24 protein-coding genes are annotated in these 26669 nt (G+C 72.4%); 17 read left to right on the top strand and 7 right to left on the bottom strand.

Annotation, left to right across the window (positions count from 1 at the left end; all coding sequences use genetic code 11):
* Nucleotides 1–274 precede the first annotated feature (274 nt).
* The 4 genes from uvrB to AB0I89_RS17515 all read left to right on the top strand — a co-directional run bounded on the left by uvrB (nt 275) and on the right by AB0I89_RS17515 (nt 5399).
* Nucleotides 275–2383, top strand: a complete 2109-nt coding sequence (gene uvrB / locus AB0I89_RS17500) for an excinuclease ABC subunit UvrB (RefSeq protein ID WP_357127231.1) — start codon at nt 275–277, stop codon at nt 2381–2383.
* A gap of 372 nt (nt 2384–2755) precedes the next feature.
* Nucleotides 2756–3595 (top strand): helix-turn-helix domain-containing protein, encoded by an 840-nt coding sequence (locus tag AB0I89_RS17505; protein ID WP_357127234.1) that lies wholly within the window; start codon nt 2756–2758, stop codon nt 3593–3595.
* A gap of 321 nt (nt 3596–3916) precedes the next feature.
* Nucleotides 3917–4285: a VOC family protein gene (locus AB0I89_RS17510; RefSeq protein ID WP_357127237.1), complete on the top strand. Its 369-nt coding sequence runs from the start codon at nt 3917–3919 to the stop codon at nt 4283–4285.
* Nucleotides 4286–4541: 256 nt separating this feature from the next.
* A complete protein-coding gene (locus tag AB0I89_RS17515) occupies nt 4542–5399 on the top strand; it encodes a helix-turn-helix transcriptional regulator (protein WP_357127240.1) in 858 nt (285 codons plus the stop codon).
* Nucleotides 5400–5501: 102 nt separating this feature from the next.
* On the opposite strand, the gene AB0I89_RS17520 is transcribed toward AB0I89_RS17515, so the two are convergent.
* Entirely contained in the window at nt 5502–5795 is a 294-nt protein-coding gene (locus AB0I89_RS17520; protein WP_357127243.1) for an antibiotic biosynthesis monooxygenase family protein, read from the bottom strand.
* Nucleotides 5796–5879: 84 nt separating this feature from the next.
* Between AB0I89_RS17520 and pnuC the strand changes: the two genes are divergently transcribed.
* The 3 genes from pnuC to AB0I89_RS17535 all read left to right on the top strand — a co-directional run bounded on the left by pnuC (nt 5880) and on the right by AB0I89_RS17535 (nt 8917).
* A complete protein-coding gene (gene pnuC / locus AB0I89_RS17525) occupies nt 5880–6536 on the top strand; it encodes a nicotinamide riboside transporter PnuC (RefSeq protein WP_357127246.1) in 657 nt (218 codons plus the stop codon).
* On the top strand, nt 6533–7630 hold the full coding sequence (locus AB0I89_RS17530) for an AAA family ATPase (RefSeq protein ID WP_357127249.1): 1098 nt from the start codon (nt 6533–6535) through the stop codon (nt 7628–7630). Before pnuC ends, AB0I89_RS17530 begins: the two co-directional genes overlap by 4 nt.
* Nucleotides 7631–7918: 288 nt before the next feature.
* Entirely contained in the window at nt 7919–8917 is a 999-nt protein-coding gene (locus AB0I89_RS17535) for a TerC family protein (RefSeq protein WP_357127253.1), read from the top strand.
* Between the two features lie 26 nt (nt 8918–8943).
* Here the strand turns inward: AB0I89_RS17535 and AB0I89_RS17540 are convergent, their stop codons facing one another.
* Together AB0I89_RS17540 and AB0I89_RS17545 are read right to left on the bottom strand one after the other, a co-directional pair.
* On the bottom strand, nt 8944–9861 hold the full coding sequence (locus AB0I89_RS17540) for an NlpC/P60 family protein (protein ID WP_357127256.1): 918 nt from the start codon (nt 9859–9861) through the stop codon (nt 8944–8946).
* Between the two features lie 60 nt (nt 9862–9921).
* Nucleotides 9922–11019: a dipeptide epimerase gene (locus AB0I89_RS17545; RefSeq protein ID WP_357127259.1), complete on the bottom strand. Its 1098-nt coding sequence runs from the start codon at nt 11017–11019 to the stop codon at nt 9922–9924.
* Nucleotides 11020–11063: 44 nt separating this feature from the next.
* On the opposite strand from AB0I89_RS17545, the gene AB0I89_RS17550 reads away from it, so the two are divergent.
* Nucleotides 11064–11861, top strand: coding sequence for a tyrosine-protein phosphatase (locus AB0I89_RS17550; RefSeq protein ID WP_357127262.1), 798 nt, complete (start codon nt 11064–11066; stop codon nt 11859–11861).
* A gap of 11 nt (nt 11862–11872) precedes the next feature.
* Here AB0I89_RS17550 and AB0I89_RS17555 read toward each other — a convergent pair whose 3' ends face one another.
* Nucleotides 11873–12712, bottom strand: coding sequence for a serine hydrolase (locus AB0I89_RS17555; protein WP_357127265.1), 840 nt, complete (start codon nt 12710–12712; stop codon nt 11873–11875).
* A 107-nt stretch (nt 12713–12819) separates the two neighbouring features.
* Nucleotides 12820–14688: a translational GTPase TypA gene (gene typA / locus AB0I89_RS17560; protein WP_357127268.1), complete on the bottom strand. Its 1869-nt coding sequence runs from the start codon at nt 14686–14688 to the stop codon at nt 12820–12822.
* Nucleotides 14689–14821: 133 nt separating this feature from the next.
* Between typA and AB0I89_RS17565 the strand changes: the two genes are divergently transcribed.
* Together AB0I89_RS17565 and AB0I89_RS17570 are read left to right on the top strand one after the other, a co-directional pair.
* Nucleotides 14822–16234: a DedA family protein gene (locus tag AB0I89_RS17565; protein ID WP_357127271.1), complete on the top strand. Its 1413-nt coding sequence runs from the start codon at nt 14822–14824 to the stop codon at nt 16232–16234.
* A 33-nt stretch (nt 16235–16267) separates the two neighbouring features.
* On the top strand, nt 16268–17152 hold the full coding sequence (locus tag AB0I89_RS17570; RefSeq protein WP_357127274.1) for a lytic transglycosylase domain-containing protein: 885 nt from the start codon (nt 16268–16270) through the stop codon (nt 17150–17152).
* A gap of 49 nt (nt 17153–17201) precedes the next feature.
* Here the strand turns inward: AB0I89_RS17570 and AB0I89_RS17575 are convergent, their stop codons facing one another.
* The gene (locus tag AB0I89_RS17575) at nt 17202–19328 is read right to left on the bottom strand and encodes an efflux RND transporter permease subunit (RefSeq protein ID WP_357127276.1); all 2127 of its coding nucleotides are present in this window, start codon (nt 19326–19328) and stop codon (nt 17202–17204) included.
* A 123-nt stretch (nt 19329–19451) separates the two neighbouring features.
* Here AB0I89_RS17575 and AB0I89_RS17580 point away from each other — a divergent pair, with 123 nt between their 5' ends.
* The 5 genes from AB0I89_RS17580 to AB0I89_RS17600 all read left to right on the top strand — a co-directional run bounded on the left by AB0I89_RS17580 (nt 19452) and on the right by AB0I89_RS17600 (nt 24652).
* Nucleotides 19452–19967 carry a MarR family transcriptional regulator gene (locus AB0I89_RS17580; protein ID WP_357127345.1) on the top strand — a complete coding sequence of 172 codons (516 nt, stop codon included), beginning with the start codon at nt 19452–19454 and terminating at the stop codon, nt 19965–19967.
* A gap of 2 nt (nt 19968–19969) precedes the next feature.
* Complete coding sequence (locus AB0I89_RS17585) at nt 19970–21643, top strand: CocE/NonD family hydrolase (protein WP_357127279.1); 1674 nt, start codon at nt 19970–19972, stop codon at nt 21641–21643.
* A gap of 159 nt (nt 21644–21802) precedes the next feature.
* A complete protein-coding gene (locus tag AB0I89_RS17590) occupies nt 21803–22675 on the top strand; it encodes a hypothetical protein (RefSeq protein ID WP_357127283.1) in 873 nt (290 codons plus the stop codon).
* A 124-nt stretch (nt 22676–22799) separates the two neighbouring features.
* Complete coding sequence (locus tag AB0I89_RS17595; protein ID WP_357127286.1) at nt 22800–23375, top strand: helix-turn-helix domain-containing protein; 576 nt, start codon at nt 22800–22802, stop codon at nt 23373–23375.
* A complete protein-coding gene (locus tag AB0I89_RS17600; RefSeq protein WP_357127289.1) occupies nt 23372–24652 on the top strand; it encodes an MFS transporter in 1281 nt (426 codons plus the stop codon). Before AB0I89_RS17595 ends, AB0I89_RS17600 begins: the two co-directional genes overlap by 4 nt.
* 48 nt (nt 24653–24700) lie before the next feature.
* Here AB0I89_RS17600 and AB0I89_RS17605 read toward each other — a convergent pair whose 3' ends face one another.
* Nucleotides 24701–24904: a cold-shock protein gene (locus AB0I89_RS17605; protein ID WP_007072071.1), complete on the bottom strand. Its 204-nt coding sequence runs from the start codon at nt 24902–24904 to the stop codon at nt 24701–24703.
* A gap of 185 nt (nt 24905–25089) precedes the next feature.
* Here AB0I89_RS17605 and AB0I89_RS17610 point away from each other — a divergent pair, with 185 nt between their 5' ends.
* Together AB0I89_RS17610 and AB0I89_RS17615 are read left to right on the top strand one after the other, a co-directional pair.
* Nucleotides 25090–25785 carry a 50S ribosomal protein L11 methyltransferase gene (locus AB0I89_RS17610; RefSeq protein ID WP_357127292.1) on the top strand — a complete coding sequence of 232 codons (696 nt, stop codon included), beginning with the start codon at nt 25090–25092 and terminating at the stop codon, nt 25783–25785.
* A 101-nt stretch (nt 25786–25886) separates the two neighbouring features.
* The gene (locus tag AB0I89_RS17615; RefSeq protein WP_357127295.1) at nt 25887–26495 is read left to right on the top strand and encodes a VTT domain-containing protein; all 609 of its coding nucleotides are present in this window, start codon (nt 25887–25889) and stop codon (nt 26493–26495) included.
* Nucleotides 26496–26669 lie beyond the last annotated feature (174 nt).

Consider the following 26669-nt stretch of genomic DNA (forward strand, 5'->3'; position numbering starts at 1 on the left):
GAGTGCGGAGCAGGGGCGCTCGCGGCGGCCGGTCTGCGCCGTGAGCGCGACCACACGGGTGCGCACGCCGGACGAGCCGGGTGCTGCGACCGCTGTGCCGGGGGCGGCCGGCCGTGATGTGACGGCCTGGCCACCGGCCCGGTCGGCCGCCGCGAGCGGCCTACACGAAGAGGGTAGTCCCGGTGACATGGGCCACACAATGGGAATATTGAAGCCGATCACGTACCCTGCGCGACAGCCGAACATGTCGGACCTTCGGCGTACCGTTGATGTCATGGCGCTCGACATTCCTCGGCTCGACGGCCGCTTCCAGGTCGTCAGCGACTACCAGCCGGCCGGCGACCAGCCGGCCGCCATCGACGACCTTGAGCGCCGGGTGCGGCGCGGCGACCGGACCTCGGTGCTCCTCGGCGCGACCGGCACCGGCAAGAGCGCCACCACCGCGTGGCTCATCGAGCGGCTGCAGCGCCCGACTTTGGTGCTCGCCCCGAACAAGACGCTCTGCGCGCAGCTCGCCAAGGAGTTCAGCGAGCTGATGCCGCACAACGCGGTCGAGTACTTCGTGTCGTACTACGACTACTACCAGCCCGAGGCGTACATCCCGCAGACCGACACCTACATCGAGAAGGACTCCTCGATCAACGAGGAGGTCGAGCGACTGCGGCACTCGGCGACGATGTCGCTGCTCACCCGGCGTGACGTGATCGTGGTCGCCACCGTCTCGGCGATCTACGGCCTGGGCACCCCGGAGGAGTACCTGGACCGGGCGGTGAAGGTGAAGGTCGGTCAGGATCTCGACCGCGACCAGTTGCTGCGCCGGCTCGTCGACATCCAGTACACGCGCAACGACATGGCCTTCCAGCGAGGCACGTTCCGGGTCCGCGGTGACACGTTGGAGATCATCCCGGCGTACGAGGAGTTGGCGGTCCGCATCGAGCTGTTCGGCGACGAGGTGGAGAAGCTCTACTACCTCAACCCGCTGACCGGTGACGTGGTCCGCGAGGTCGACCAGTTGGTGATCTTCCCGGCGACGCACTACGCGGCGGGCCCGGAGCGGATGGAGCGGGCCATCCGCGACATCGAGGCGGAGCTGGCCGAGCGGCTGGCCGAGCTGGAGCGCCAGGGCAAGCTGCTGGAGGCGCAGCGACTGCGGATGCGCACGACGTACGACATCGAGATGATGCGCCAGGTGGGCTTCTGCTCCGGCATCGAGAACTACTCGATGCACATGGACGGGCGGCTGCCCGGCAGCCCACCGCACTGCCTGCTCGACTACTTCCCGGACGACTTCCTCACCGTGGTCGACGAGTCGCACGTGACGATCCCGCAGATCGGCAGCATGTACGAGGGTGACGCCTCCCGTAAGCGGATGCTCATCGACCACGGGTTCCGGCTGCCCAGCGCGGCCGACAACCGGCCGCTGCGGTTCGACGAGTTCCTGGAGCGGGTCGGCCAGATGGTCTGCCTCTCCGCGACCCCGGGCACGTGGGAGTTGGAGCAGGCCCAGGGCGAGTTCGTCGAGCAGGTCATCCGCCCCACCGGTCTGGTCGATCCGGAGGTCGTGATCAAGCCGACCAAGGGCCAGATCGACGACCTCATGCACGAGATCAAGCTGCGGACCGACCGGGACGAGCGGGTGCTCGTCACGACGCTGACCAAGAAGATGGCCGAGGACCTGTCGGACTACCTGCTGGAGAACGGCGTCCGGGTGCGCTACCTGCACTCCGAGGTCGACACGCTGCGCCGGGTCGAGCTGCTGCGTGAGCTGCGCAAGGGTGAGTACGACGTGCTGGTCGGCATCAACCTGCTCCGTGAGGGTCTGGACCTGCCCGAGGTGTCACTGGTGGCGATCCTCGACGCCGACAAGGAGGGCTTCCTGCGCAGCGGCCGGTCCCTGATCCAGACCATCGGGCGGGCCGCCCGTAACGTCTCGGGCCAGGTGCACATGTACGCCGACAAGATCACGCCGTCGATGGCGGCGGCGATCGACGAGACCGACCGGCGTCGCGCCAAGCAGATCGCGCACAACGAGGCGCACGGCATCAGTCCGGAGCCGCTGCGCAAGAAGATCCACGACATCCTGGACGACATCTACCGCGAGGCGGAGGACACCGAGAGCTCCCGGGTCGGCGGTGCGGTCCGCCAGCTTTCCCGGGGTAAGGCGCCGGTCAAGGAGACGCGCAGTCGCAGCCGGTCGACCGCCGCCACCACGTCGCGGGAGGGGATGGCCCGCGCCGACCTCGCCCAGCTCATCCAGGAGCTCAACGACCAGATGCTGGCCGCCGCCCGTGAGCTGCAGTTCGAGCTGGCGGCGCGGATCCGCGACGAGGTCGCCGACCTGAAGAAGGAGCTACGCGGGATGGACGCCGCCGGCGTGAAGTGACAGCCGGGCCCGCCCACGCACGACCGACACGGTCACGAGCGGCGTGGGCGGGTGTGGCACGGTTGGCGCTTGGTGTGGGCGGGTGTGGCACGGTTGGCGCTTGGTGTGGGCGGGTGTGGCACGGTTGGCGCTTGGCGTGGGCGGGTGTGGCACGGTTGGCGCTTGGCGTGGGCGGACGTGGCAAGGTTTGCGCTTGACGCGGGCGGGCCCGGTGTGACCGCGCGTGGTTGTGGTGTGGAGCGCCCGGCAGCCGCTCGCGGTTGATCTCCGTGCCGAGCTGGTCACCCTTGACCGGCATGGGCGGGCGTGTCTCGGCCACGCGCCGGGTGGGTGGTTGGTTCGTGCGGCGAGCGGGAAGGGCGGTCGGGTGCGATGACGCCGATCGACGACGAACTGGTCCTCGGAGTGCCCGAGCTCCGTCTGCGTCCGTTCGTCGACCGGTACATCGGCTACCGGGAACGCGCGGACGTCCCCCTGGTCCGCCGGGAGACCGCTGGTGCCTTCGTGGTGCTGATCCTGGGCTGGGGTGCGCCGCTGGACGTGACCGATCCGCGCGGCGCCGAGCGCGGGGTCGAGCGGGTGGACTCGTTCGTGGCCGGCACCTTCGACGGCTGGTGCACCACCCGCACGGTGGGCGTGGGGGAGGGCGTGGAGCTGCTGCTGACGCCGCTGACCGCCCGGCGTGTCCTCGGGCTGCCGCTGGTCGAGCTGACCAACCGGGCGGTGGGCCTCGATCAGCTCCCGGGCGGCTGGCTCGACCGGCTGCGGGGCCGGCTCGCCGACGCCGGGGGCTGGCCGCAGCGCTTCGCGCTCCTGGACGCGGCACTCGCCGACCGCCTGGCGGCGTCCCCACCCGTCGACGCCCGCCTCGACTGGGCCTGGCGATGGCTCACGGCGAGCGGTGGGCGCGGCGCTGTCGGCGAGCTCGCCGCCGAGCTGGGGTGGAGCCGGCGACATCTGGCGGCCCGGTTCCGGGAGGACGTCGGCCTGCCACCGAAGACGGCGGCCCGGTTGATGCGCTTCCAACACGCGCGCGCGGCGCTGCGCGATGCCGCCGCGACCGGATCGCCGCCCGGACGTGGACGGGCCGTCGACTGGGCCGAGGTGGCCGTCCGATGTGGCTACTACGACCAGTCGCACCTCATCCGGGACTTCCACCAGTTCGCCGGCGCCACACCGGCGGCGCTGCTCGCCGCACGCTCCCCCGTCTGACGTCAGACGCCGTCGGCACGTGACGTCGTCGGCGCGTGAGACGGACGGACAGCCACTGAAGCCGCGCATGGTCAACTCCAGATCGCCGATCTGGCGGTGTCCGACCGCCCGGTTGCCGCCACGTCGGCGACCTGGTGTGGATCAACGTTCACGATCGACTCGGGTTCAGGGAAGTGGGGGCGTCCTGAGCGCGCCGACAGCCCGGTTTGCGGGAACCTGGGGGTCGGGCCGCTCCAGCGCGGCGATCCCGGCGCAGGTTGGGCTGCCCCGGGTCACATTCGTCCAATCGGGGGGTCGACTCCGGGTCGGAGACTTGTCGCTATGCGAACCGTCTATCCGATCCTTCGTTATCCCGATCCGCGTGCCGCGATCGACTGGCTCTGTTCCGCGTTCGGCTTCCAGGTGCACGCCGTGCACGAGGCGCCGGACGGCACGGTCGCGCACGCCGAACTCGTCCTCGACACCGGCATGATCATGCTGGGTCCTCGGGTGGGCCCGGCGTCTCCGGCGGCCGAGGACGACTGGTCCGTCTACGTGGCCGTGCCCGACGTCGACGCCCACTGCGCCCAAGCGCGTGCCGCCGGAGCGGACATCACCCGGGAGCCGTTCGACACCGACTACGGGTCCCGCGACTACGCCGCCCGTGACCTCGCCGGTATCCACTGGTCGTTCGGCACCTACCGGCCCTGAGCCACCTACCGGCCTGAGCCACCTACCGGCCCTGAGCCACCTACCGGCCTGAGCCACCTACCGGCCCTGAGCCACCTACCGGCCCTGAGCTGAGTTCCGGCTTGACCGCGCCTACCGGCCTGAGCCCTGAGCAGGGAAGGGAGGCTTCGACGGCATCGGATTCCCCGCATGGCGCGACCGCCTCAGTTGCGGTGCGCCACCGCGCTATTGCACTGGGTGATCGTCCTGCGTACGCTCCCTCGATGGGGAGGCGGGGATGCCGTTGCCAACAAGTCCTGTCATTCGACGCGCGCGCCTCGGCGCTGAGCTGCGTCAGCTACGCCGACGCGAGGCGCTGACCCTGGAACAGGTCTGCGACCGGTTGGGCTGGGCCTCGACGTCGAAGCTGTCCCGCATCGAGCTGGGGCAGAGCCGTCCGGATCTCGCCGACGTGCTGGATCTGCTCGACGTCTACCAGGTGCCCAACCCGGTCCGGGACGCGTTGATCGTTATCGCCCGCGACGCGGCCACCAGCCGCGGCTGGTGGAAGGCGCTCGGCGAGATGAGCGAACGGCAGCGCGTGTACGCCGAGCTGGAGGCGGGCGCGGCCGACATCGTCGAGTACCAGCCGGCGCTCGTGCCGGGTCTGCTCCAGACGGCGGCGTACGCGCGCTCGCGGGTCGCCGCCGGTGTCCTGCTCACGCCCGAGGTCGACGTGGAGGCCGAGGTGCGGGCGCGGGCGCTGCGCCAGGAGGTGCTGCGCCGGGCCGATCCGCCGCGTTACACGGCGGTGCTGGCCGAGGCGGTGTGCGACCCGGGCGACCTGCCGGTCGACGTCTGGCGGGAGCAGCTACGGCACCTGGTGGCGGTGACCGGGCTGGCGCACGTGACGGTGCGGTTGCTGCCACGCGGGCTGGCCGGCGGCGGGCTGCACCCGCTCACGCCGTACTCCTGGTATGCCTTTCCCGACCCGGAGGACCCGCGGACGGTGATGCTGGAGGCGTTGACCACCGACGTGCGCCTGGCGACCGTGCTCGACGTCGACAGGTACGAGCGGATGACCGAGGCGCTGTTGGCGGCGGCGCTGTCACCGGAGGAGACGGTCACCGTCCTGGCCCGCCGCGTCGGGCAGTAGGACTCGCCCGCGCGGCCACCGGGCCCGGCGCCCCCGAGCCCGTCGGGACCGGCGACCCGCGCGTGCGGGAGGCACGGTAACCGCGGGGTACGACAGGTCCACTCAGGCCGGTACGTCGAGGAAGTGCTCGACCAGCGGCGGTCCGGCGAAGTGCGGCCCGATGAGCGCGCGCCACCGCGCGAACCGGTCGGTGTCCCGGAAGTTCTTCTCGTGCGCCTCGACCGAGTCCCACTCCACCAACAGCACGAACCGGGTGGGCGACTCGATGCCCCGGGTCATCCGCACCGAGCGGCAGCCGGGCGTGCCGGCCAGCACCGGGTGACCCTCGCCGTACGCGGCGGCGAACGCGTCCTCGTGTCCGGGCAGTACGTCGATCAGCGCGACCTCAAGCACCATGCCGGCAAGCCTTTCACGGCCCGGGGTCGTGCGGGTGCCGCGGGGTCTGTTCCGCCGTCGACACACGTCCTAAGGTCTGACGACATGATCATCGACTGGCTTACCGGTACCGCGTTCCAGGTCGGGGGCGTCGGCACGACCTGGGCGGAGCTGCTGGGGTTCGCCACCGGAGTGCTCAACGTGTGGCTGGTGGCCCGGCAGCGCGTCGCCAACTGGCCGATCGGCATCGCCAACGTGTTGCTGCTCATGCTGCTGTTCTGGACGGCCGGGCTGTACGCCGACGCCGGGCTCCAGGTCGTGTACGTGGCGCTCGGCTGTTACGGCTGGTGGCACTGGCTGTTCGGGGGCGAACGCCGGACCCGGCTGACGGTGAGCCGGACCGGCCGACGGGAGTGGGTGTGGCTGGCGGTCGTGGGTGTGCTGCTCACCGGCGGGCTCTGGGTCCTGCTGGACCGGGCCACCGACTCGACGGTGCCGCTGCCGGACGCGCTGACCACGGCGCTGTCCCTGCTGGCGACGTACGGGCAGACCCGCAAGCGGGTGGAGAGCTGGTGGCTCTGGATCGCGGCCGACCTGATCTACATCCCGCTGTACGCCTACAAGGGGCTGCACCTGACGGCCGTGCTGTACCTGGTCTTCCTCGCGCTGTGCGTGGTCGGGTTGCGGGCCTGGCGGGCCGATGAGCGCCGACTCGACCCGGCTACCCCGGCGCCGCCCGGCCCGACCCCGGTGACCGCGTGAGCGAGACGGCGCAGGCGCGGCGTCCCGAGTTCGGGCACGGGATGGTGGTGGGGAAGTTCTATCCGCCGCACGCCGGGCACCATGCCCTGATCGCGGCGGCGGCCGCCCGCTGCGCCACCGTCACGGTGGTGGTGGCGCCGTCGCGTCGGGAGTCCATCCCGCTCGCGGCCCGGCTGGACTGGCTGCGCGAGGCGCACGCGGACACACCGTGGGTCCGGTTCGTCGGCCGGTACGACGACCATCCGGTGGACTACGACGACCCGGCGGTCTGGGACGCGCACTGCGCGGTGTTCCGCGAGGCGGTCGGACCGGAGCAGGTGGACGCCGTCTTCTCCTCCGAGGCGTACGGACCGGAGTTGGCCCGCCGATTCGGGGCCGTACCGGTGTCGGTCGATCCGGATCGGCGGACCGTGCCGGTCTCCGGGACGGCGGTCCGCGCGGACCCGGCGGGTCACTGGCGGTGGCTGAGCCCGCCGGTGCGGGCCGCTCTCGTGCGGCGGGTGGTGGTGGTCGGCGCCGAGTCGACGGGCACCACCACGATGGCCGAGGCGCTCGCCGCGCACTACGGCACCGTCTGGGTTCCCGAGTACGGCCGGGAGTTGACGGCCCGCAAGCTCGCCCGGCTGCGGGAGCGCTCGCCCGAGGCGACGATCTTCGACGTCGGCTGGAACCGCGACGACTTTCGCGAGGTGGTCCGCGAGCAGCAGGCCGCCGAGGACGCGGCGGCCCGGTCGTCGGGGCCGTTGCTGTTCTGCGACACCGACGCGCGGGCCACCGCGGTCTGGGAGGAGCGCTACCTGGGTAGCGCGTCGCCGCAGGTGCGGGCGGCGGCCCGCCGGCCGGCGCGGTACCTGCTGACCGACCACCGGGGCGTGCCGTTCGCCGACGACGGGTTGCGCGACGGTGAGCACCTGCGGGCCTGGATGACCGACCGGTTCCGCGACGAGTTGGCCGGGTCGGGGGTGCCGGTGGTGGAGTTGACCGGATCGCACGCCGAGCGGCTGGCGCGGGCCGTGCGGGTCTGCGACGACCTGCTGGCGTCCGGCTGGTCGTTCACCGACCCGATCAGCGCACCCGACACGCTAGCCTCCTAGGACGGCCAAGAGGGTGTGCGATGGCACCCCGGGCCCCAGGTGTGATCACGGCGCGTGGTGGGCAACAATGGTCCGCGAGGAGGGGAGTATTCCCCCGCGACGAAGTCGTCAGCACGGACGATCGCCGGATTCTCGGCGACCGACCCGGCTCCGTCGGTCGCCGTCCCGTTCGCGGGTCGGGGGCGGAAGAGACCTCCGACAGTCACCAGAGTGAGCGACAGCGGCACGCCGGCCCCACCAGGGGCGTACGGTGTGCCCGACGCCGCGTGTCTGCCGGAGGAATGAACGTTGGACGTGTCCGGATTGGTGTGGGCGGGGACCCTCGTCGCACTGTCTGCGGTGCTGCTCGTCGATCTGCTGATCATCGGTCGGCGTCCGCACGAGCCGAGCGTGCGCGAGTCGAGCCTCTGGGTCGCCTTCTACGTCGGCCTCGCCCTGCTGTTCGGCGCCGGTGTCTGGCTGGCCTCCGGGGCCAGCTCGGCGGGGCAGTTCTACACCGGTTGGCTCACCGAGTACAGCCTCTCGGTGGACAACCTCTTCGTCTTCGTCATCATCATGGCCCGGTTCGGGGTGCCCCGGCAGTACCAGCAGAAGGTGCTGCTCATCGGCATCGTGCTGGCATTGGTGATGCGTGGCGGGTTCATCGCCGCCGGAGCGGCGTTGATCTCGCAGTTCTCCTGGGTCTTCTACATCTTCGGCGCGTTCCTCATCTACACGGCGATCAACCTGGCCCGCCAGGGTGAGCCGGACGAGGACGAGTTCTCCGAGAACCTCCTGATCCGGTGGAGCCGCCGGGCGCTGCCGATCTCCAAGGGCTACGACGACGCGAAGCTGACGACCCACGAGAACGGGCGACGGCTGTTCACGCCGATGCTGATCGTGATGATCGCGATCGGCACCACCGACCTGATCTTCGCGCTGGACTCGATTCCGGCGATCTTCGGCATCACGCAGGAGCCGTACCTGGTCTTCACCGCGAACGTGTTCGCGCTGATGGGTCTGCGCCAGCTCTACTTCCTGCTCGGCGGCCTGCTCGACCGGTTGATCTACCTGAGCTACGGACTGGCCGTCGTCCTGGGCTTCATCGGCGTCAAACTCGTGTTGGAGGCGCTGGCCGACAACAACCTGCCGTTCATCAACGGCGGGGAGCACGTCGGGTGGGCGCCGCACATCCCGATCTGGCTGTCCCTGCTGGTCATCATCGGCACGCTGGGCGTCGCCACTGTCGCGAGCCTGGTCAAGTCCGCCCGGGACCGGCGTCGCGAGCTGGCCGCGGCCCGGCGCTGAGGCGGGCGCCGCGACGGGCCGGCCGGTCAGACCCGGTGCACGCCCACCAGGGTGGCCGTCCGGTCCGCCGGTAGGGGCTCCTCGATCACCCGCCGCCGTCGGTAGCAGGCGTGCAGCATCCGCCGGTCGGTCGAGCCGTCGGCGGCGGCGGTGACGATGCCGATGTGGTGGATCTTCCGGCCGGGACGGGCGAAGAAGTAGAGGTCGCCGGGGCGCTCCGCGCCCAGGTCGAGGGGGGTCGTCGCCACCGCCTGGTCGTCGGCGTCGCGGGGCAGGAGCACCCCGAACCGGCGCCAGGCCAGGTGGACGAGGCCCGAGCAGTCGATGCCGTACGCCGACAGCCCGCCCCAGATGTAGGCCACGTCCAGCAGCCGCTGGGCCACCGCGAGCGCGTCGGCGGCGCTGGCTGGCCCGCTCGACGGCGGGACGAGGCGCCCGTCGGGCAGCCAGAGCGGCGCGGCCCGGCCCGGGACGTGGACCGCCCGCCAGCCGTCGCGGGCGGGACCGGCCGGGACGAGACGGGTGCCGACGACGACTCCCGGCAGCACGACCGGCCCGTCCGGGGTGGCGTGCAGCCCGGTGACGGTGGCGTCCACGACGAGCGGGTCGCCGCTGACGGTGGGATCGGTGGGGGTCAGCTGGTCGGCGGGGAGCCAGCCCGGGTAGCCGCGGGGATCGAGTTTGGCGGCCGGCTGCTCGACGGCGACGACCCGGGCCCAGCCGTCCGGGCGCAGCTCGTCGATCAGCACCCGCTCGCCGAGCAGGAGTTGACTCAACACGCAGTCGCCGACCTGCTGGTCGGTGTCCAGGCCGGAGACCCAGGTCGGGATGTCGACGCCGGCCGTGAGCGCGGGACCGTCGACCGTCCGGACCGCCTCGGGCGCTGACCACAGCGTCGCCACCGCGACCCGGACGACGGCCTCGCGGCCCGGTTGAAGCTCCACATCGACCCCCAGCTCGTGTCGGCTGTCTGGGGGCAACCCTATGAAGAAAACCGCCAGCGCTCAACCACGAGTCTGCATCTTTACTTCAGCCAGACCGGAAATGCCCAGGCCAGGAGCGTCCGGTAGGACCACCGTCGGCCCCTCGTAGCGGATCCCGCCCTGCACCGGCGACCAGGCCAGCCACCACGCGGCGTCCAGGTCGGCGACCGCCGTGGTGCCGTACGCGGCCACCAGACTCGCCGCCGCGCCGATGCCGACCTGACTCTCCATCATCGACCCGACCACCGTGCCGAGCCCGTGCGCGCGGGCCAACTCCAGGAGCGTGCGCGCCGGGTGCAGCCCGCCACACTTGGCCAGCTTGACGTTGACCAGGTCGGCGGCCCGGCGGCGGATCACCTCCACCAGGTCGCGGACCCCGAAGACCGCCTCGTCGGCCAGGATCGGCACCGAAACCCGGTCGCTGACCCATGCCAGCCCGTCCAGGTCCCAGCGGGCCACCGGCTGCTCGACCAGCTCCACGTCCAGCCCGGCGTCCTCGATGCCACGGATCACCCGGACCGCTTCGCGCGGCGTCCAGCCCTGGTTGGCGTCCAGCCGGATGCGCACGTCCGCGCCGACCGCCGCGCGTACCGCCCGTACCCGGTCCAGGTCGCCGGCCGCGTCCGTGCCGACCTTGAGCTTCAGCACGCCGAAGCCGTCGGCCCGCCGCTGGCGCGCGGCCGCCGCCAGGTCGACCGCGTCGCCCGCGGCGAGGGTGACGTCCGTCGGGACCCGCAGGGTCGTGCCGCCGAGCAACCGCGCCAGGGGTACGCCCAAACGCCGCGCCGCCAGGTCGTGCAGCGCGACGTCCACCGCCGCCTTCGCCGCCTCGTTGCCCACCACCGCCCGCTGCACCTCGGCGCAGCGGGCCACCAGGTCGTCCGGGTCGCGTCCGGACAGCAGCGGACCGAGCAGTTCGCGGACGCAGGCCTCGGCCCCGGCGACCGAGGCGCCGGTGACCTGCCACACCTGCGGCGCCTCGCCGAAGCCGGACCGACCGTCGGCGTCGACCAGCTCGACGATCAACGTGTCCACCGTGGTGGTGCGGCGCAGCGCCGTGACGAACGGGGTGTGTAAGGGGGCGGAAACCCGGTGGGTGCGTACCGCCGAGATCGTCATATGGGGCACCCTATACGCAGGAACACGGCGGGAGGGCGGGCCGGATGGTCGTACGGGACTGGCAACTGGTGGGCGCGCCGAACGCCCGTGACCTGGGCGGCCTGGTCGGCGCCGATGGTCGCAGAGTGCGCGTCGGCCAGCTCGTCCGCACCCCGGCGCTGGGCCGGCTCACCGACGCCGACCTGCCGGTGCTCGCGACACTCGCGCCGGCCTGCGTGGTCGACCTGCGCGACGGCACGGAGATCGACGTCGCGCCGCCCGACAGGCTGGCCGGCGAGCCCCGGGTGGCGCACCTGCCGGTGCACGATCCGGAACACCCGGTCTTCACGTACGTCTCGGCGGTGCTGCTCGGGCACGACCTCGACGCGTACGCCGAGTTGGCCCGGCAGGGCACGGCGGGGGCGATGGCCGAGATCTACCGGTGGTTCGTCACCGGCGAGTCGGCCCGGCGGAACTTCGGCGCGGCGGTACGCCTGGCCGCCGACCCGGAGAACCTGCCGCTGCTGTACCACTGCTCGGCCGGCAAGGACCGCACCGGCTGGCTCACCGTCATCCTGCTCACCGCGCTCGGAGTCGACGAGGAGGCGATCCGCGCCGACTACCTGCGCAACAACGCGTTGACCGAGAGCCTGCGCGCGGTGATCGTCGAGGCGATGCGCCGCCGCGAGCCCGCGCTGGACGTAGACGCGGTGCTGCCGGTACTGGAGGTCCGCCCCGCGTACCTCGACGCCGGCTACCAGGAGGTCCGCCGGGTGCACGGCTCGTTCGACGCGTACCTGCGCGACGGGTTGGGGTTGACCGACGACGTGGTCGAGGCGTTGCGGGCGCACCTGCTGGAGTGAGGGCGTCGGGCTCAGAGGCGGTGCCGGTCGGCCCACACCTGGGCCGAGACGCGCGCGATCAGCCGACAGGCGTCGTCGTCGCCGTCGTCCAGGTCGGTGGTGGTGCACACGGCGATCACGTACGGCGGGGCGTCGTCGGGCAGCACCACGCCGACACCGTGCCGCACACCGCGTACCCAACCGTTCTTCAGCGCGATGCGGGTGCCCTCGGGCAGGCCGGCGGCCAGGTCCTCGCGGTGTTCCTGCGCGAGCAGCACGTCCAGCATGGCGGCGCACCCGGTCGGCGAGGCGAGACGGCCGGGGGTCGTGACGCCGCTGGCCAGCGCGCCCAGCAGGGCGGCCAGGTCGGCGGCGGTGACGGTGTTGGTGATGCCGGCGTCGCGGGCCGCGAAGTCCTCGATGCCGCGGCCGGTGACGCTGTCGCGGGCGTCGGCGAGGGCCCACACCTGCGCCACCGCGGGCAGCCCGACGTGCCCGATGACCAGGTTGGTGGCCAGGTTGCTGGACCGCACGATCATCCGCTCGGCCAGCCAGCGCAGCGACGCCGTGCGGCCGAGCCGGTCCCAGACCGCGTCGTCGTTGTCGTAGTGCGGGGCGCAGGAGAACCGGGGCGCGCCGGGCTGGGCCGAGTCGAACTCGTTGACCACCGGGACGTCGGCGTCCAGGTCCAGCGTGCCGGCCTCGGCGGCGCGGTGCAGCGCCGCAAGCACCGCCACCTTCATGGTGCTGGCGGCGTAGTGGCCGGCGTGGGCGTGGCGGGTCCAGCTCGGGGGCGCGTCGAGTCGACCCACGTACGCCGAGACGGTGCCCGGCACCGCGTCCAGGAAGGCGTCGAGATCATCCCAGGTCATGCCGGTGACCGTAGTCGAGGACGACGGCGTCGGGCGGACGTACCCCGGCGGGGAAGCGCACGGGCGCGCCGGCCGCAAGCGGCCGACGCGCCCGGTGCGGTTGTCGATCAGCCGGCGTGCTTGCGGCGAGCGGCGGCCCGGCCGCGCTGCTGCTGGTCGAGCACCACCTTGCGGATGCGCACCGAGGTCGGGGTGACCTCGACGCACTCGTCCTCGCGGCAGAACTCCAGCGCCTGCTCCAGCGAGAGCTTGCGCGGCGGGATCAGCTTCTCGGTCTCGTCGGAGGTCGAGGCCCGCATGTTGGTGAGCTTCTTCTCCTTGGTGATGTTGACGTCCATGTCGTCGGAGCGGGAGTTCTCGCCGACGATCATGCCCTCGTACACCTCGGTGGTCGGCTCGACGAACATCTGGCCGCGCTCCTGCAGGTTGATCATCGCGAAGGCGGTGACCACGCCGGAGCGGTCGGCGACGAGCGACCCGTTGTTGCGGGTGCGCAGCTCGCCGAACCACGGCTCGTACGATTCGAAGACGTGGTGCAGGATGCCGGTGCCCCGGGTGTCGGTCAGGAACTCGGTGCGGAAGCCGATCAGGCCACGCGCCGGCACCAACCACTCCATCCGGATCCAGCCGGTGCCGTGGTTGACCAGCTGCTCCATCCGGCCCTTGCGGGTCGCGAGGAGCTGGGTGATCGCGCCCAGGTACTCCTCCGGGGCGTCGATGGTCAGCCGCTCGACCGGCTCGCAGGTCTTGCCGTCGATCTCCCGGGTGACGACCTGCGGCTTGCCGACGGTCAGCTCGTAGCTCTCCCGGCGCATCTGCTCGACCAGGATGGCCAGCGCCAGCTCGCCGCGGCCCTGCACCTCCCAGGCGTCCGGCCGCTCGGTCGGCAGGACCCGCAGCGACACGTTGCCGACCAGCTCCTTGTCGAGGCGGTCCTTGACCATCCGGGCGGTGACCTTGGAGCCCTTGACCCTGCCGACCAGCGGCGAGGTGTTGGTGCCGATGGTCATCGAGATGGCCGGCTCGTCGACGGTGATCAGCGGCAGCGCCACCGGGTTCTCCACGTCGGCGAGCGTCTCACCGATCATGATCTCCGGAATGCCGGCGACGGCGATGATGTCGCCCGGGCCGGCGGTCTCGGCCGGCTTGCGCTCCAGACCCTCGGTCATCAACATCTCGGAGATGCGGACCCGCTGGGTGCTGCCGTCGGTGCGGCACCAGGCCACGGTCTGGCCCTTGCTGATGGTGCCCTGTCGGACGCGGCACAGCGCGAGCCGGCCGAGGAACGGCGACGCGTCGAGGTTGGTGACGTGCGCCTGCAGGGGCGCGTCGTCCTCGTACGCGGGGGCCGGGATGGTGTCCAGCAGGGTGCGGAACAGCGGCTCCAGAGAGTCGCTGTCGTCGGGCACCGAGCCGTCGGCCGGCTGGGTCAGCGAGGCGATGCCGTCCCGGGCGCAGGCGTAGACGATCGGGAAGTCGATCTGCTCCTCGTCGGCGTCCAGGTCGAGGAAGAGCTCGTAGGTGTCGTCCACGACCTCCTTGATCCGGGCGTCCGGACGGTCCACCTTGTTGATCACCAGGATGATCGGCATCCGGGCCCGCAGCGCCTTGCGCAGCACGAAGCGGGTCTGCGGGAGAGGGCCCTCACTGGCGTCGACGAGCAGCACCACGCCGTCGACCATGGTCAGGCCGCGCTCGACCTCGCCGCCGAAGTCGGCGTGGCCCGGGGTGTCGATGATGTTGATGGTGACCGGGTCCGAACCATCGGCGGGCAGGTACCGCACGCCGGTGTTCTTCGCCAGGATCGTGATGCCCTTCTCCCGCTCCAGGTCGCCGGAGTCCATCACCCGCTCGGTGTTCTCGCCTCGTGCGCCGTACGCGCCGGCCTGCCGCAACATGGCGTCGACCAGGGTGGTCTTGCCGTGGTCGACGTGAGCGATGATGGCGACATTGCGGAGGTCGGTGCGAAGCTGCATACCCTCTATCCTTCCGCCTGCGCTCGCGCAGGCTGCGTCGGGGTCACCCCCAGGTGCCCCTGATCTATGGTGAAACCGCTGTGCCGGTGGTTCCCCCGGCTGGCATGCTGGCTCCCGTGTCCCGGGGGCCTGAGTGCACGACCTGCTGACCTGGGTGCAAGGTCTGCCCACCCTGTGGATCTACCTGGTCGCCGCGCTGATCGTGGCGGGCGAGACCGCGGTGATCTTCGGCCTGCTGGTGCCGGGTGAGGCTACCCTGCTGCTCGTCGGCTTCCTCACCTACAACGGTACCTTGCGCCTCGGGCCGGCGTTGCTCGCGATGATCGTCTCGGCGTTGGCCGGCGACGCGCTGGCGTTCCGCGCCGGTCGGCGCTACGGCCCCCGGCTGCGCGCCGGGCTGGGTCACCGGGTCGGGCCCGAGCGGTGGAGCAGGGCCGACGCGATGCTCGCCCGCCTCGGTGGGCGGGGCGTGTTCGCCGCGCGGTGGGTGGCCTTCGCCCGCACCCTGGTGCCCCGGCTGGCCGGCGCGGCCGGCATGCCGTACCGGCGGTTCGCCGTCTGGAACCTGGCCGGGGTGGCGACCTGGGTGGGCGGCTCGATCCTGCTCGGCCACCTCGCCGGTGAGTCGTACGACACGGTCTCCCGGGTGCTCGGTCGGGCCACCGGCGCGGCACTGGCGTTGCTGGCGGGACTGCTGGGGGTGGTGCTCGCCGGCCGGTGGCTCGGGCGCAACCCCGACCCGGCGCGCGCGCTGCTGTCGCGGGCCGCCGCGCTGCCGCCGGTGCGCTGGCTCAGCGCCCGCTACGGGGTGCTGTTCTTCCTGGTGGCCATGCGGATCGGACCGACCTGGACGCTGCTGCTCAACCTGGCCGTCGGGCTGCTACTGCTCTTCGCCGCCGGGCTGGCCATCGCCGGCCTGCTCGCCGTGGTGGTGCGCAACAGCGGACTGGCGGCCCTGGACGGGGCGATCGACGTCTGGTTCACCGCCCGCCGCACTCCGGACGCCGCCGACGCCACCCTGGTCGTGGTGTCACTGGTACGGGGGTGGGCGCTGATCGTGCTGGTGGCGATGGTGGCGGCGGTACTGGCGTGGCGTCGCCGCCCGCTGCGTACCGATCTGCTGAGCGTGGTGGGCACGGTCGGCGCGTTCGTGCCGCTGGTGGTGCTGGCCGGGGTGGCCGAGTTGACCGGCACGCACGGCGGCCCGGGTGGGAACGAGGCCGTCCCGTTCCCGACCCAGAACGCCGTGGTCGCGGCGAGCCTCTGCACCCTCGCCTGGCTGGTGTCGCGCAACGCGCGCTGGCCGGTGGCGGTGGCCGCGTGGACGGCCGCCGCGGCGGGCGTGCTGGGGGTCGGCGTCGCCCGGCTGTACCTGGGCCTGGACACGGCGAGCGGTACTGCGGCGGCGGTGCTGCTCGGCGTGCTGTGGACGGTGGTGTTCATGGTCGCCTGGGCCACCCGGGACCGTGCGGTCGGCGGACGGGAGCCGTCGAGCGGTCCGGTCCGCCCGTCGCAGGGGCAACCCCGGCCCGTCGAACCTTGCTAATCTGCGGCGACTGTTCGACGGGGGAGGATCACCATGCGTCAACGAGCCGGTCGGGTGGGCGCGCTCGTGCTCGCCGGCCTCCTGATCGCCGGCGGCACCGTGGGTTGTGCCGGCAAGGGGGAACGCCCGCAGGACCAGGCCGCCGCCCCCGTCTCGGTCACCGACGCGCCGACCGACGAGCCGGTCGACGAGCCGTCCGTCGAGGCGAGCCCCTCACCGAGCGGGGTGGCGGCGATGGGCGCCGCCCCGAGTCGCAGCGCGTCGGCCTCCCCGAAGCCGTCGAAGAAGCCGACGCGTACGTCGCCGCCCACGAAGCCGCGGGTGGTCGCCAAGGCGCCCACCGAGACGAAGGTCCCGCCGGCCCCACCGAAGCCCGCCCCCTCGTCCTGCAAGCCCAGCTACAAGGGCACGCAGGCGAGCCGTGCCGACGTGAAGACGGCGCTGTCCGCGGCCGCCGCCCGCACCTACTGGCCCAGCTCCGCCCCTGACCTCAAGATCCCGCTCAACCTGCTCAAGGCCACGGCCTGGCAGGAGAGCGGCTGGCAGTCCAACATCTACGCCTGCGACGGCGGCGTCGGGCTGATGCAGGTCATGCCGGCCACCGCGACCTGGATGAACCAGCGCTTCGACCAGAGCTACGACATCGCCGCCTACCAGGACAACGCGTACCTGGGCGCCAACTACCTGGCCTGGCTGACCAAGTACATCGGCGACATGTACTTCGAGTCCGACTTCCGGCTCGACGCGGACCTGTGCACCGCCGAACTGGACTCCTGCCTGCTCAACGCGGTCATCGCCGCGTACAACTTCGGGCACGGGGCGGTGGCGCAGGAGGGCGAGCCGCTGGCCATCCCGAATCCGTCGTACGTGCGTAACGTGCGGGCGTTGATGACCGAGTGCGTCTGCCTGGGCTACTGAACACGACGAAAAGGGGCGGGGGTGGACCCCCGCCCCTTTTCCGTGCGCGTCAGTCGCGGACGGCCACCGGCTCCCGCGTTGCCGGGGCGTCGACGGCCGGCTCGGCCTCGACGCGGCCCGGCCACCAGAAGCGGTCCCCCAGCAGGAACGCCAGCGCCGGCACCAGGACCGTACGGACCAGCAGCGTGTCCAGCAGCACGCCGATGCAGACGATGATGCCGATCTGCGTCAGCGTGATCAGCGGCAGCACGCCCAGCACGGCGAACACCGCGGCGAGCAGCACCCCGGCGCTGGTGATGACACCTCCGGTGACCCGCAGCGCGGACAGCATGCCGTCGCGGGTGCCGGCGCTGCGGGCGTCCTCGCGCGCCCGGGTGACCAGGAAGATGTTGTAGTCCACACCGAGCGCCACCAGGAACACGAAGGCGAGCAGCAGCACGCCGCTGTCCAGCGCCGGGAAGTCCAGCACGTGGTCGAAGAGCAGCCACGCCGCGCCGAGGCTGGCGAAGAACGACGCGATCACGGTGAGCACCAGCAGCACCGGCGCGACCAGGCCCCGCAGCAGCAGCACCAGCACCGCGCCGACCAACAGCAGGATGATCGGCAGGATGAGCCGCAGGTCCCGGTCATTGGCCTCGTCGGAGTCGTACGTCGCGGCCACCGAGCCGCCCACGATCGCCCCGGCGGGCGACTCGACGCCGCTGACGGCCGGGGGAGCGGAGTCGGGAACGGCGGCGACCGCGTCGCGCAGCGCCTCGATCGCACGATCCGAGGCGGGCGTGCCGGGCTCGGCGTCCAGCACCACGTCGACCTGGGCGACGGCCTGGCCGGCGTCCCCCGGTCGGGCCGAGGCGACACCGGGTACGGCGGCGGCGACGTCGGTGACCGCCCGTACCGCCGCCGGGGTGGTGAGCACGGCCACCGGTTGGGTGCTGCCGGCGGGGAACGCGCGGGCCAGGGTCTGCGCGCCGGTCACCGCCTCGGGCGCGGCCCGGAACTGCTCGGTCTCGGACAGGCCGGTGCGGATCCCGAGCCCACCGAGGGCCAGGCCGCCGAGCAGCAGGGTCGACAGCGCCGCGACCACCACCGGCCGGCGTCGTACGAGGCCGCCGAGCCGGCCCCAGAGCCGGCCCTCCCGGGCCGGGCCGCCGACCCGGGGTACGAACGGCCAGAACAGGCCGCGACCGAAGAGCACCAGCACGGCGGGGAGCACGAACAGCGCCGAGAGCATGGCGAAGACCACCCCGGTGGCACAGGCCACGGCCAGTGCCCGGTTCGTCTCCTGCTCGCTGAGCAGCAGGGTGAGCACCCCGAGCACCACGGTGCCGCCGCTGGCCAGGATCGGCTCGGCGGTACGGCGCAGCGCGGCCCGCATCGCCGCGAAGCGGTCCTGCTCGCGCCGCAGCTCCTCCCGGTAGCGGGCGATGAGCAGCAGGGCGTAGTCGGTGGCGGCGCCGAACACCAGCACGCTGGCGATGCCGGTGACCTGGCCCTGCTGGAGGTTGATGCCGACGGCCGGCACGATCGTCTCCACCGCGCGCAGGGTGAGTTGTTCGGTCGCGGCGACGACGACCAGCGGCACGATCCACAGGAACGGACTGCGGTACGTGATCAGCAGCAGCAGGGCGACCACGGCGGCGGTGACCGCGAGCAGGGTGACGTCGGCGCCCTCGAAGACCGACGACAGGTCGGCGGTGAGGGCGGGGGCGCCGGTGACCTCGGCGGCCAGCGGGTCGGGCAGGTCCGACAGCGCGTCGCGCAGCTCGGCGACCCGTGCGGTGACCTCCTCCTGACCACCGGCGGTGTCCAGCGGGACGGCGACGAGCGCGACCGTACCGTCCGGGGAGACCTGTGGGGGGCTCACCCGGCCGCCCACCGCGAACCGGCCCAGGTCGCCGGAGCGGGAGGTCAGGGCGGCCCGGTCGGCGTCGCTCAGCGCTCCGCCGCCCTCGCGGCTGACGACCACGATGGCCGGTTGGACGTCGCTGGTGGGCAGTTGGTCCTGGAGACGTTGCACCTGGGTCGACTGCCAGGTGGCGTCCAGGCCGGTGGCGGAGACCGGCGTCGGATTGTCCGGCCGCGGGACACCGAAGACGACCGCGGCGACGACGAGCGCGGCGGCGACGGTCAGCCAGGCGGCCAGCCGACCCCGCGCGACCCTGCTGAAGACGGACATCACTGACCCCTAGGTCTTTCGAAAGCCAAGTATCTTGATGGCCGAGATTATCGGCGGCTGCTCTATGCTGCAACCCGGCAGACCGACGACGGGGAGAAGCGGCGCGACGTGGCGACTCACGGCATGTACCGGCGGCGCGACACGCGCCGCGAGCAGCTGGTCGCCGAGATCACCAACAACCTCCGGAGGTACGCGGTGGACGCCCAGCAGGTCGGTCACGCCTTCGCCACCCTGCACGGCCTCAACCCGACCGACCTGAACGCGCTGATCGCCGTCATGGACGCCGAACTGTTCGGCGACCCGATCACCCCCGGCCGCCTCGGCGAGCAGCTCAACCTGTCCTCCGGATCGGTCACCGCCCTGATCGACCGCCTGGAACGGGCCGGGCACATCCGCCGCGACCGGGACACCACCGACCGGCGCAAGGTGCTGCTGCACTACGCCGACCAGGGCGCCGCCCTCGCGATGGAGTTCTTCCGGCCGCTGGGCGCCCGTACCGACACCGTGATGGACCGCTTCGACGACGACGAGCTGGAGGTCGTGCACCGGTTCCTGGGCGAGATGGGCGAGTCGCTGCGGGCGCACCGTGACGCGGTCCGTGCCGCCCGGCCCGGCGCGCCCCACCGGACGACGGGCTGACCGTGCCCGGCCGGCTCGTCGCCCGCCTCGCCGCCGCCGCGCTGCGGCTGCCAGTGACGCGTCCCGGCCCGGTCCGGGCCACCCGGGGCATTCCGGTCCGCGCCCGGGACGGCGTGGTGCTCCGCACCGACCACTACGCGCCGCACCGCGCATCCGCGCCGGCCGTGCTGATCCGCACCCCGTACGGTCGGGGTGGTCCCTTGCGGCTGCTCGGCCGGTTGCTCGCCGCGCGGGGCCGGCACGCCGTGATCCAGTCGTGCCGGGGCACCGGCGGCTCGGGCGGCACCTTCGCCCCACTGGTGCACGAGCGCGACGACGGGGTCGACACCCTCGACTGGCTGCGCCGCCAGCCCTGGTGGTCCGGGGCGTTCGGCATGTTCGGCGTCAGCTACCAGGGCTTCGCCCAGTGGGCGCTGGCCGCCGACGCCGGCGAGGAGCTGCGCGCGATGGTCGCGGTGGTGACCGCCTCGGCCACCCGGGACTCGACGTACGCGGGGGAGTCGTTCGCCCTCGACACCGTGCTGACCTGGGCCGAGCTGTTGCACGCCCAGACCGTGCCGTGGCTGGCCCGGCAGTGGGAACTCAAGCGTGGCCAGCCCCGGCTGGCCGCCGCGCTGGCGCATCTGCCGCTCGCGGACGCCGACCGGGTGGCCACCGGTGTCCGCATCCCGTTCTTTCAGGAGTGGCTGCGCCACCACACGCCGGAGGCGGCGTACTGGCGCGAGCGGGTCTTCGCCGACCGGGTGGCCCGGGTGCGGGCGCCGGTGGTCATGGTCACCGGCTGGCACGACATCTTCCTGCCCGCCCAACTCGACGACTACGCCACCCTGCGCGCCACCGGCGCTCGACCGCGCCTGGTGATCGGGCCCTGGACCCACGGCAGCCCCGGGCTGTTCGTGGCGGCCCTGCGGGAGGGGTTGACCTGGCTCGACGAGCACCTCGACGGGCCGTTGGACGACGAACCCCCGCCCCGCGCCGCCCCCGTCCGGCTGCACGTGGGGGGTCGCGGCGGCGGCTGGCGGGACCTGCCGGACTGGCCACCGCCGACCGTCGGGACCGCCTGGCACCTGCATCCGGGCGGTGAGCTGGCGGTACGTCCCCCGGTCGCGTCGACGGCCGACGGGTTTCGGTACGACCCGGCCGACCCCACCCCGTCGCTGGGTGGGCCGCTGCTGGTCGCCCAGCGAGCCGGTCCGGTGGACAACCGGCAGGTCGAAGCCCGCCCCGACGTGCTGACCTACACCAGCGCGCCGCTCGTCGAGCCGGTCGAGGTGATCGGCCCGGTCCGCGCCGAGCTGCACGTCCGCAGCGAACTGCCGCATCTGGACGTCTTCGTGCGGCTGTGCGATGTGGACCGGCGCGGTCGGTCGTGGAACGTGTGCGACGGTCTGGTGCGGGTGACGCCCGAACGCTTCCCCACCGACTCGTCCGGGGTGCTGCGGGTGCCGGTGACGCTCTGGCCGACCGCGTACCGGTTCGCCACCGGGCACCGGCTGCGGGTGCAGGTCGCCGGTGGCGCCCATCCGCGGTGGGCACGCAACCCCGGCACCGGCGAGCCTCTCGGTACGGCGGTGACGCTGCGTGCCGGTTGGCGGCAGGTGCTTTCTGGCCCGGCTCACCCGTCGGCGCTGCTGTTGCCGATCGTCCACTCTGCCCCGGCTCTGCCTCCAATCTGAACAGAGCGCCTCTGAGCTGGGCATTCATCGGAACTGCGGGCTATGGTTGGGTCAACGCCCGGCGCCGTGCAGCACCAGACCGGGCTCGCCCACAGCCCACCACCGCGTACGCGGTGTGACGTCGCGCCCGGTCCCCGCCCCAGCCGAAAGGGGGACCCCATGACGCGGGCCCCGGACAATCTGTTGGACCTTCGACGTCTGCTCCTCACCCACCTCGACAACGCGCCCGGCCCGGACGACCTCGATCCGGCGGAGGTCGGCATCGTCGGCGACCCGGCCCACCGGGGCGGCTATCACTGCGGCTCGGACCGGGTGGTCCCGAACGACTACTCGGTGGTCGAGTCACCCCGGGACCGGTCCGGACTGACCCTGGACGCGGCGGCGATCGACGTCGGCGAGTTCGACGTCCGCTCCGGTGGCGGTAGGCACACCCTGGCCAGCTTCTCGGTGTGGTGTGTGGGTCAGTGCGCCGCGAACGCGGCCGACACCCGGGACATCCGCGAGATCATCTACAGCCCCGACGGTACGACCGTGAAGCGGTGGGACCGGCTCGGCAAACGCACCAGCGGCGACAGCTCGCACCGCTGGCACACCCACTTCAGCTTCTTCCGCGACGCCATCAAGGCGGGCCGCGACCAGCGGCCCCTGTTCCGCCGCTACCTCAGCTCCATCGGACTCCTGGAGGACGACGACATGACCCCCGAAGAGCACAACTGGCTGGCCACCGTCCACAAGAACCTGACCGTGCTGGACGGCCGCAACCCGATCGGACAGATCTACACCCGGTTGGGCGAGGGACGGGACGACACCGGCGCCCCGGTCGTCGGCAACTGGAACCTGCAGTCGATGACGAAGCAGCTCACCGACCTGCAGACCACGCTCAACGCGCTGGCCGGAAAGGACGTCACCGACGAGGCGGCGATCGTTGCGGGCGTGTTGGCCGGGCTGACGCCGGAGAAGATCGCCGCGGCCATCCCGCCCACCATCGCCAAGCAGGTCGCCGACGAGTTGGCCCGCCGGCTCGTCGCCTGAACGGGAGGCGGCCCGACCCCACCGGGCCGCCCCCACCCGTCCGCCCCCACTCGTCCGGCGGTTCGCAACGAATGTTGAGCAATAACAGTTGCGCAACATCTCTTGCTGATGCCATGCTGCCGGTATGGAGAAGCCCGACGTACGCCAGGTCACCGACTCGCGGGTCCTCGCGGCCATGGCCCACCCGCTGCGCCGCCGCCTGATGGACGTGTTCAAGGTGCACGGGCCGTCGACCGTCGGCCTGCTCGCCGAACGCACCGACCAGGCGCCGGCGAACGTCAGCCACCACCTCAAGGTCCTCGCCGCCGCCGACCTGGTCACCGAAGCCCCCGAGCTGGCCCGGGACCGCCGCGAACGCTGGTGGAAACTGGTCACCCGGGGAGTGCGCTGGTCCTCGGCCGACTTCGACACCGACCCCGCCGACCGCGCCGTCGCCGACGCCGCCACCTCGCTCAACCTGGACCGGCACGTCGCGCTGGCCCGCGCCTGGCACGCCGCCGAGGAGACGGCGCAGGCCGCCTGGGGCGACGCGCCGTTCTCCTCCGACCGGTGGCTGCACCTCACGCCCGAGGAGCTGGACGAGCTGGGTGCCGAAATCAACGCCCTGATCGCCCGCTGGGAGAACCGCGAGCGGTCCGACGACGGCGTCGAGCGGCACCCGGTGTTCGTGTTCGTCCACGGCGTACCGGCCCGGCCGTGACGGCGGCCACCCGGACCGGTCCCACGCCGGTCCGACCGGCCGGTGGGCTGCTGCGCCACCGCGACTTCCGCCTGCTCTGGGCCGGCCAGACGGTCAGCAGCATCGGCAGCAACGTCACCGTTGTCGCGCTCCCGCTGGTGGCGGTCGCCGTACTCGACGCCAGCACCTTCCAGGTAGCGGTCCTCACCGCCGCCGCCTGGCTGCCCTGGCTGCTGATCGGCCTGCCGGCCGGCGCGTGGGTGGACCGGTTGCCACGCCGGCCGCTCATGGTGGTCTGCGACCTGATCTGCGCGCTCGCCTTCCTCAGCGTGCCGGTGACGGCGCTGCTGGGCCGCCTCACCGTCGCGCAACTCCTGCTGGTGGCGCTCGGCGCGGGCGTGGCGCGGGTCTTCTTCGAGACCGCCGACCAGGTCTACCTGCCGGTGCTGCTGCGACCCGAGCAGCTACCCGACGGCAACGCGAAGCTCCAGGCCACCCAGACGATGAGCTACGTCGTCGGGCCCGGCATCGCCGGTCTGATCGCCCAACTCGCCGGCGCGGTCGCCGCGCTGCTGCTGGACGCGCTGACGTTCCTGCTCTCCGCGGTGTTCCTGCTGCGGATCCGCACCGCCGAAACGCGTCCGGAACGGCGGGACCACTCCCGATCGCTGCGCCGGGACATGGCCGACGGGCTCCGCTTCGTCATCGGTGACCCGTACCTGCGGGTGCTGACGCTCTACGGCGCGGCCAGCAACATCGGTCTGACCGGCTACCAGGCGGTCCTGGTCGTGTTCCTGGTCCGCGAACTACGACTCGCGCCGGGCCTGGTGGGCGTGCTCGTCGGGGTGATGAGCGTCGGAGGCATCATCGGCGCGCTGCTGGCGACCGTGGTCGCCCGGCGCTTCGGCAGCGCCCGTGCCCTGCTCGTCGCGGCGGCGCTCACCGGCCCGTCCGCCCTGCTCATCCCGTTGGCCGGGCCCGGAGTCGGCCTGCTCTGGCCGGCGCTCGGCGGCGTGCTCGTCAGCCTCGGCGTCGCCATCGGCAACGTGGTCAAGGGCGCGTTCCGGCAGACGTACACGCCGCACCACCTGCTCGGGCGCGTGACGGTGAGCATGCACCTGCTCAACTACGGCACCATCCCGCTGGCAGCCGTGCTGGCCGGGGCGCTCGGCGCGCGTTACGGCGTCGGCACCGCGATCACCGTGATGACCGCCTGGTCGGCGCTCACCCCGTTGATCCTGCTGATCGGACCGCTCCGGCGGCGGCGGGACTTGCCCGCCGCCCCGGCAGCGTCGTGAGTGCACTGCGACGGCGGCCGGGAACCGACCGCCGTCACCGGCACGGAGCTACATCGGGCGGACGTTGTCCGCCTGCGGGCCCTTCTGGCCCTGGGTCACCTCGAACTCGACCTTCTGGCCCTCGTTGAGCTCCCGGTAGCCGCTCGTCGCGATGGCGGAGTAGTGGACGAACACGTCCGGCCCTCCACCATCCTGCTCGATGAAGCCGAAGCCCTTTTCCGAGTTGAACCACTTAACCGTGCCGGTTGCCATGCATCTCTCCCTGTTCAAAGCGGCGGACCACCGGCCTCGAGGCCGATGGTCGCCCGTACCTGTTCGACAGTAACGGGCAAAACCCCGATCCGCCGGCCGAAGTGCCGTAGGTCTTTTCTCGAACTCAGATGAACACTCCGCGTCGCCCGCGTGCCAAAGCCGCCCCGACCGCTTCGTCGTGCGGCATGCTTGCGCCGATGAGGGGTCCCGCAGCCACCGCGCTGTCCGAGCTGGAGCGCGAGATCGACGCGCCCGGCGCCGGCCTGGACCGGCTCCGGCTGGTCCCCACCCCGTTCGTCCCGGAGGTGCGCCTGCACCTCGCCGAGGACGCGATCGTCTGGTGGGCCCGGATGGAGGCGCTCGCCGGGCACCCCCTGACGGCGCCGTACTGGGCCTCCGTCTGGCCCGGCGGTCAGGCCCTGGCCCGACACCTGCTGGACCACCCCGAGCTGGCCGCCGGGCGTCGCGTCCTCGACCTCGCCGCCGGTTCGGGACTCGTGGGCATCGCCGCCGCGCTGGCCGGCGCCGCCGAGGTCGTCGCCAACGACATCGACCCGTACGCTGTGGCGGCCGTCACGGTCAACGCCCGCGCCAACCGGGTCACCGTCGACGTCAACGGCGACGACCTGCTCGACCGCGACAGCGCCGACGCGGACCTGGTGGTCGCCGGGGACGTCTTCTACAGCCGTCCGATGGCCGCCCGGATGCTGCCGTTCCTGCGACGGGCCGTCGCCTCCGGCGCCGAGGTGCTGGTCGGGGACCCCGGCCGGGCGCACCTGCCGGTCGACGGGCTGCTGGTGCTGGCCGACTACCCGGTGCCCACCACCGAGCCGTCGGTGGACCCGTCGCCGCGTCGGGTGCGGGTGCTGCGACCCGCCTGACCCGCCGGCCATCTCAGGGGTGACCCCGAGGTGGACACCAGGGGGCGGTAAGGGCTGCGACCGGATGTCCACGGTGGCACGACGGCCATAGCGTACGAGGCATGACGCATTGGCTGGCCCAGGTCGGAGAGTTACCCATCCTGGTGCTGATGGGCGTACTCGGGTTGGTGATGCTCTTCGACGCCGTACCGCTGCTCGGCGTCCTCGTCCCCGGCGACGTGGCGATCCTGGCCGCGGTCGGGGTGGGCCGCCCGGCCACCGGGCTGGCCACCTTCGCCGCGGTGCTCGCCGGATGCCTCGCCGGCTGGTCGCTGAGCTTCCTGATCGGTCGCCGGTACGCCGAACCGCTGCGCCGCAGTCGCATCGGAGGCTGGATCGGCGAGTCGCGCTGGAGTGCGGCCGAAGGGATCCTCAGCCGTGGCGGCGGGCGGATGGTGATGGTCGCGCCGTTCCTGCCGGTGTTCAACGCCCTGCTGCCGCTGGCCGCCGGCGGACTGCGGATGTCGTACCGGCGGTTCCTCGGCTGCGCGGCCCTCGGCGCGGCGGCCTGGGCCGGTCTCTACCTGGCGCTGGGCATCGCGTCACGGTCGCTGGCCGCGCTGCTGCCGGGCGCGCCCAGTCCGTTGCTGGTGACCATGGGGGTGGGGTTGGTGTTGGCCACCGTGGTGCTGCTGGGGGCTCGGCGGCGGCTGTTCGCTCTTGCTGGCTGATCGCTCTTGGTTGCTGACTGTGGTTGCGGTGGGGGGCGGGGGCCTGCCGTGCCCGGCTCCGGGCGGTCAGGCTTGATCCCTGCGCCGGGCCGGTCGCCGCGAAGGCGATCCCGATCACGGTCGCCACGGCGCCCACGCCCAGCACCACCCGCCAGGCCGCCGCGCTGGCGGCCT

The sequence above is a fragment of the Micromonospora sp. NPDC049801 genome, assembly GCF_040656575.1.
Classification (GTDB): domain Bacteria; phylum Actinomycetota; class Actinomycetes; order Mycobacteriales; family Micromonosporaceae; genus Micromonospora.

Excerpts from the sequence above, each read along its gene's own strand:
- AB0I89_RS17610 (WP_357127292.1), top strand. The coding sequence starts at position 25,090 with ATGCTTGCGCCGATGAGGGGTCCCGCAGCCACCGCGCTGTCCGAGCTG.
- AB0I89_RS17520 (WP_357127243.1), bottom strand. The coding sequence starts at position 5,795 with ATGGTGCTTGAGGTCGCGCTGATCGACGTACTGCCCGGACACGAGGAC.
- AB0I89_RS17595 (WP_357127286.1), top strand. The coding sequence starts at position 22,800 with ATGGAGAAGCCCGACGTACGCCAGGTCACCGACTCGCGGGTCCTCGCG.
- AB0I89_RS17550 (WP_357127262.1), top strand. The coding sequence starts at position 11,064 with ATGGTCGTACGGGACTGGCAACTGGTGGGCGCGCCGAACGCCCGTGAC.
- pnuC (WP_357127246.1), top strand. The coding sequence starts at position 5,880 with ATGATCATCGACTGGCTTACCGGTACCGCGTTCCAGGTCGGGGGCGTC.
- AB0I89_RS17605 (WP_007072071.1), bottom strand. The coding sequence starts at position 24,904 with ATGGCAACCGGCACGGTTAAGTGGTTCAACTCGGAAAAGGGCTTCGGC.
- AB0I89_RS17510 (WP_357127237.1), top strand. The coding sequence starts at position 3,917 with ATGCGAACCGTCTATCCGATCCTTCGTTATCCCGATCCGCGTGCCGCG.
- AB0I89_RS17615 (WP_357127295.1), top strand. The coding sequence starts at position 25,887 with ATGACGCATTGGCTGGCCCAGGTCGGAGAGTTACCCATCCTGGTGCTG.
- AB0I89_RS17545 (WP_357127259.1), bottom strand. The coding sequence starts at position 11,019 with ATGACGATCTCGGCGGTACGCACCCACCGGGTTTCCGCCCCCTTACAC.
- AB0I89_RS17515 (WP_357127240.1), top strand. The coding sequence starts at position 4,542 with ATGCCGTTGCCAACAAGTCCTGTCATTCGACGCGCGCGCCTCGGCGCT.
- AB0I89_RS17505 (WP_357127234.1), top strand. The coding sequence starts at position 2,756 with ATGACGCCGATCGACGACGAACTGGTCCTCGGAGTGCCCGAGCTCCGT.
- AB0I89_RS17575 (WP_357127276.1), bottom strand. The coding sequence starts at position 19,328 with ATGTCCGTCTTCAGCAGGGTCGCGCGGGGTCGGCTGGCCGCCTGGCTG.
- AB0I89_RS17555 (WP_357127265.1), bottom strand. The coding sequence starts at position 12,712 with ATGACCTGGGATGATCTCGACGCCTTCCTGGACGCGGTGCCGGGCACC.
- AB0I89_RS17580 (WP_357127345.1), top strand. The coding sequence starts at position 19,452 with ATGTACCGGCGGCGCGACACGCGCCGCGAGCAGCTGGTCGCCGAGATC.
- AB0I89_RS17590 (WP_357127283.1), top strand. The coding sequence starts at position 21,803 with ATGACGCGGGCCCCGGACAATCTGTTGGACCTTCGACGTCTGCTCCTC.
- typA (WP_357127268.1), bottom strand. The coding sequence starts at position 14,688 with ATGCAGCTTCGCACCGACCTCCGCAATGTCGCCATCATCGCTCACGTC.
- AB0I89_RS17570 (WP_357127274.1), top strand. The coding sequence starts at position 16,268 with ATGCGTCAACGAGCCGGTCGGGTGGGCGCGCTCGTGCTCGCCGGCCTC.
- uvrB (WP_357127231.1), top strand. The coding sequence starts at position 275 with ATGGCGCTCGACATTCCTCGGCTCGACGGCCGCTTCCAGGTCGTCAGC.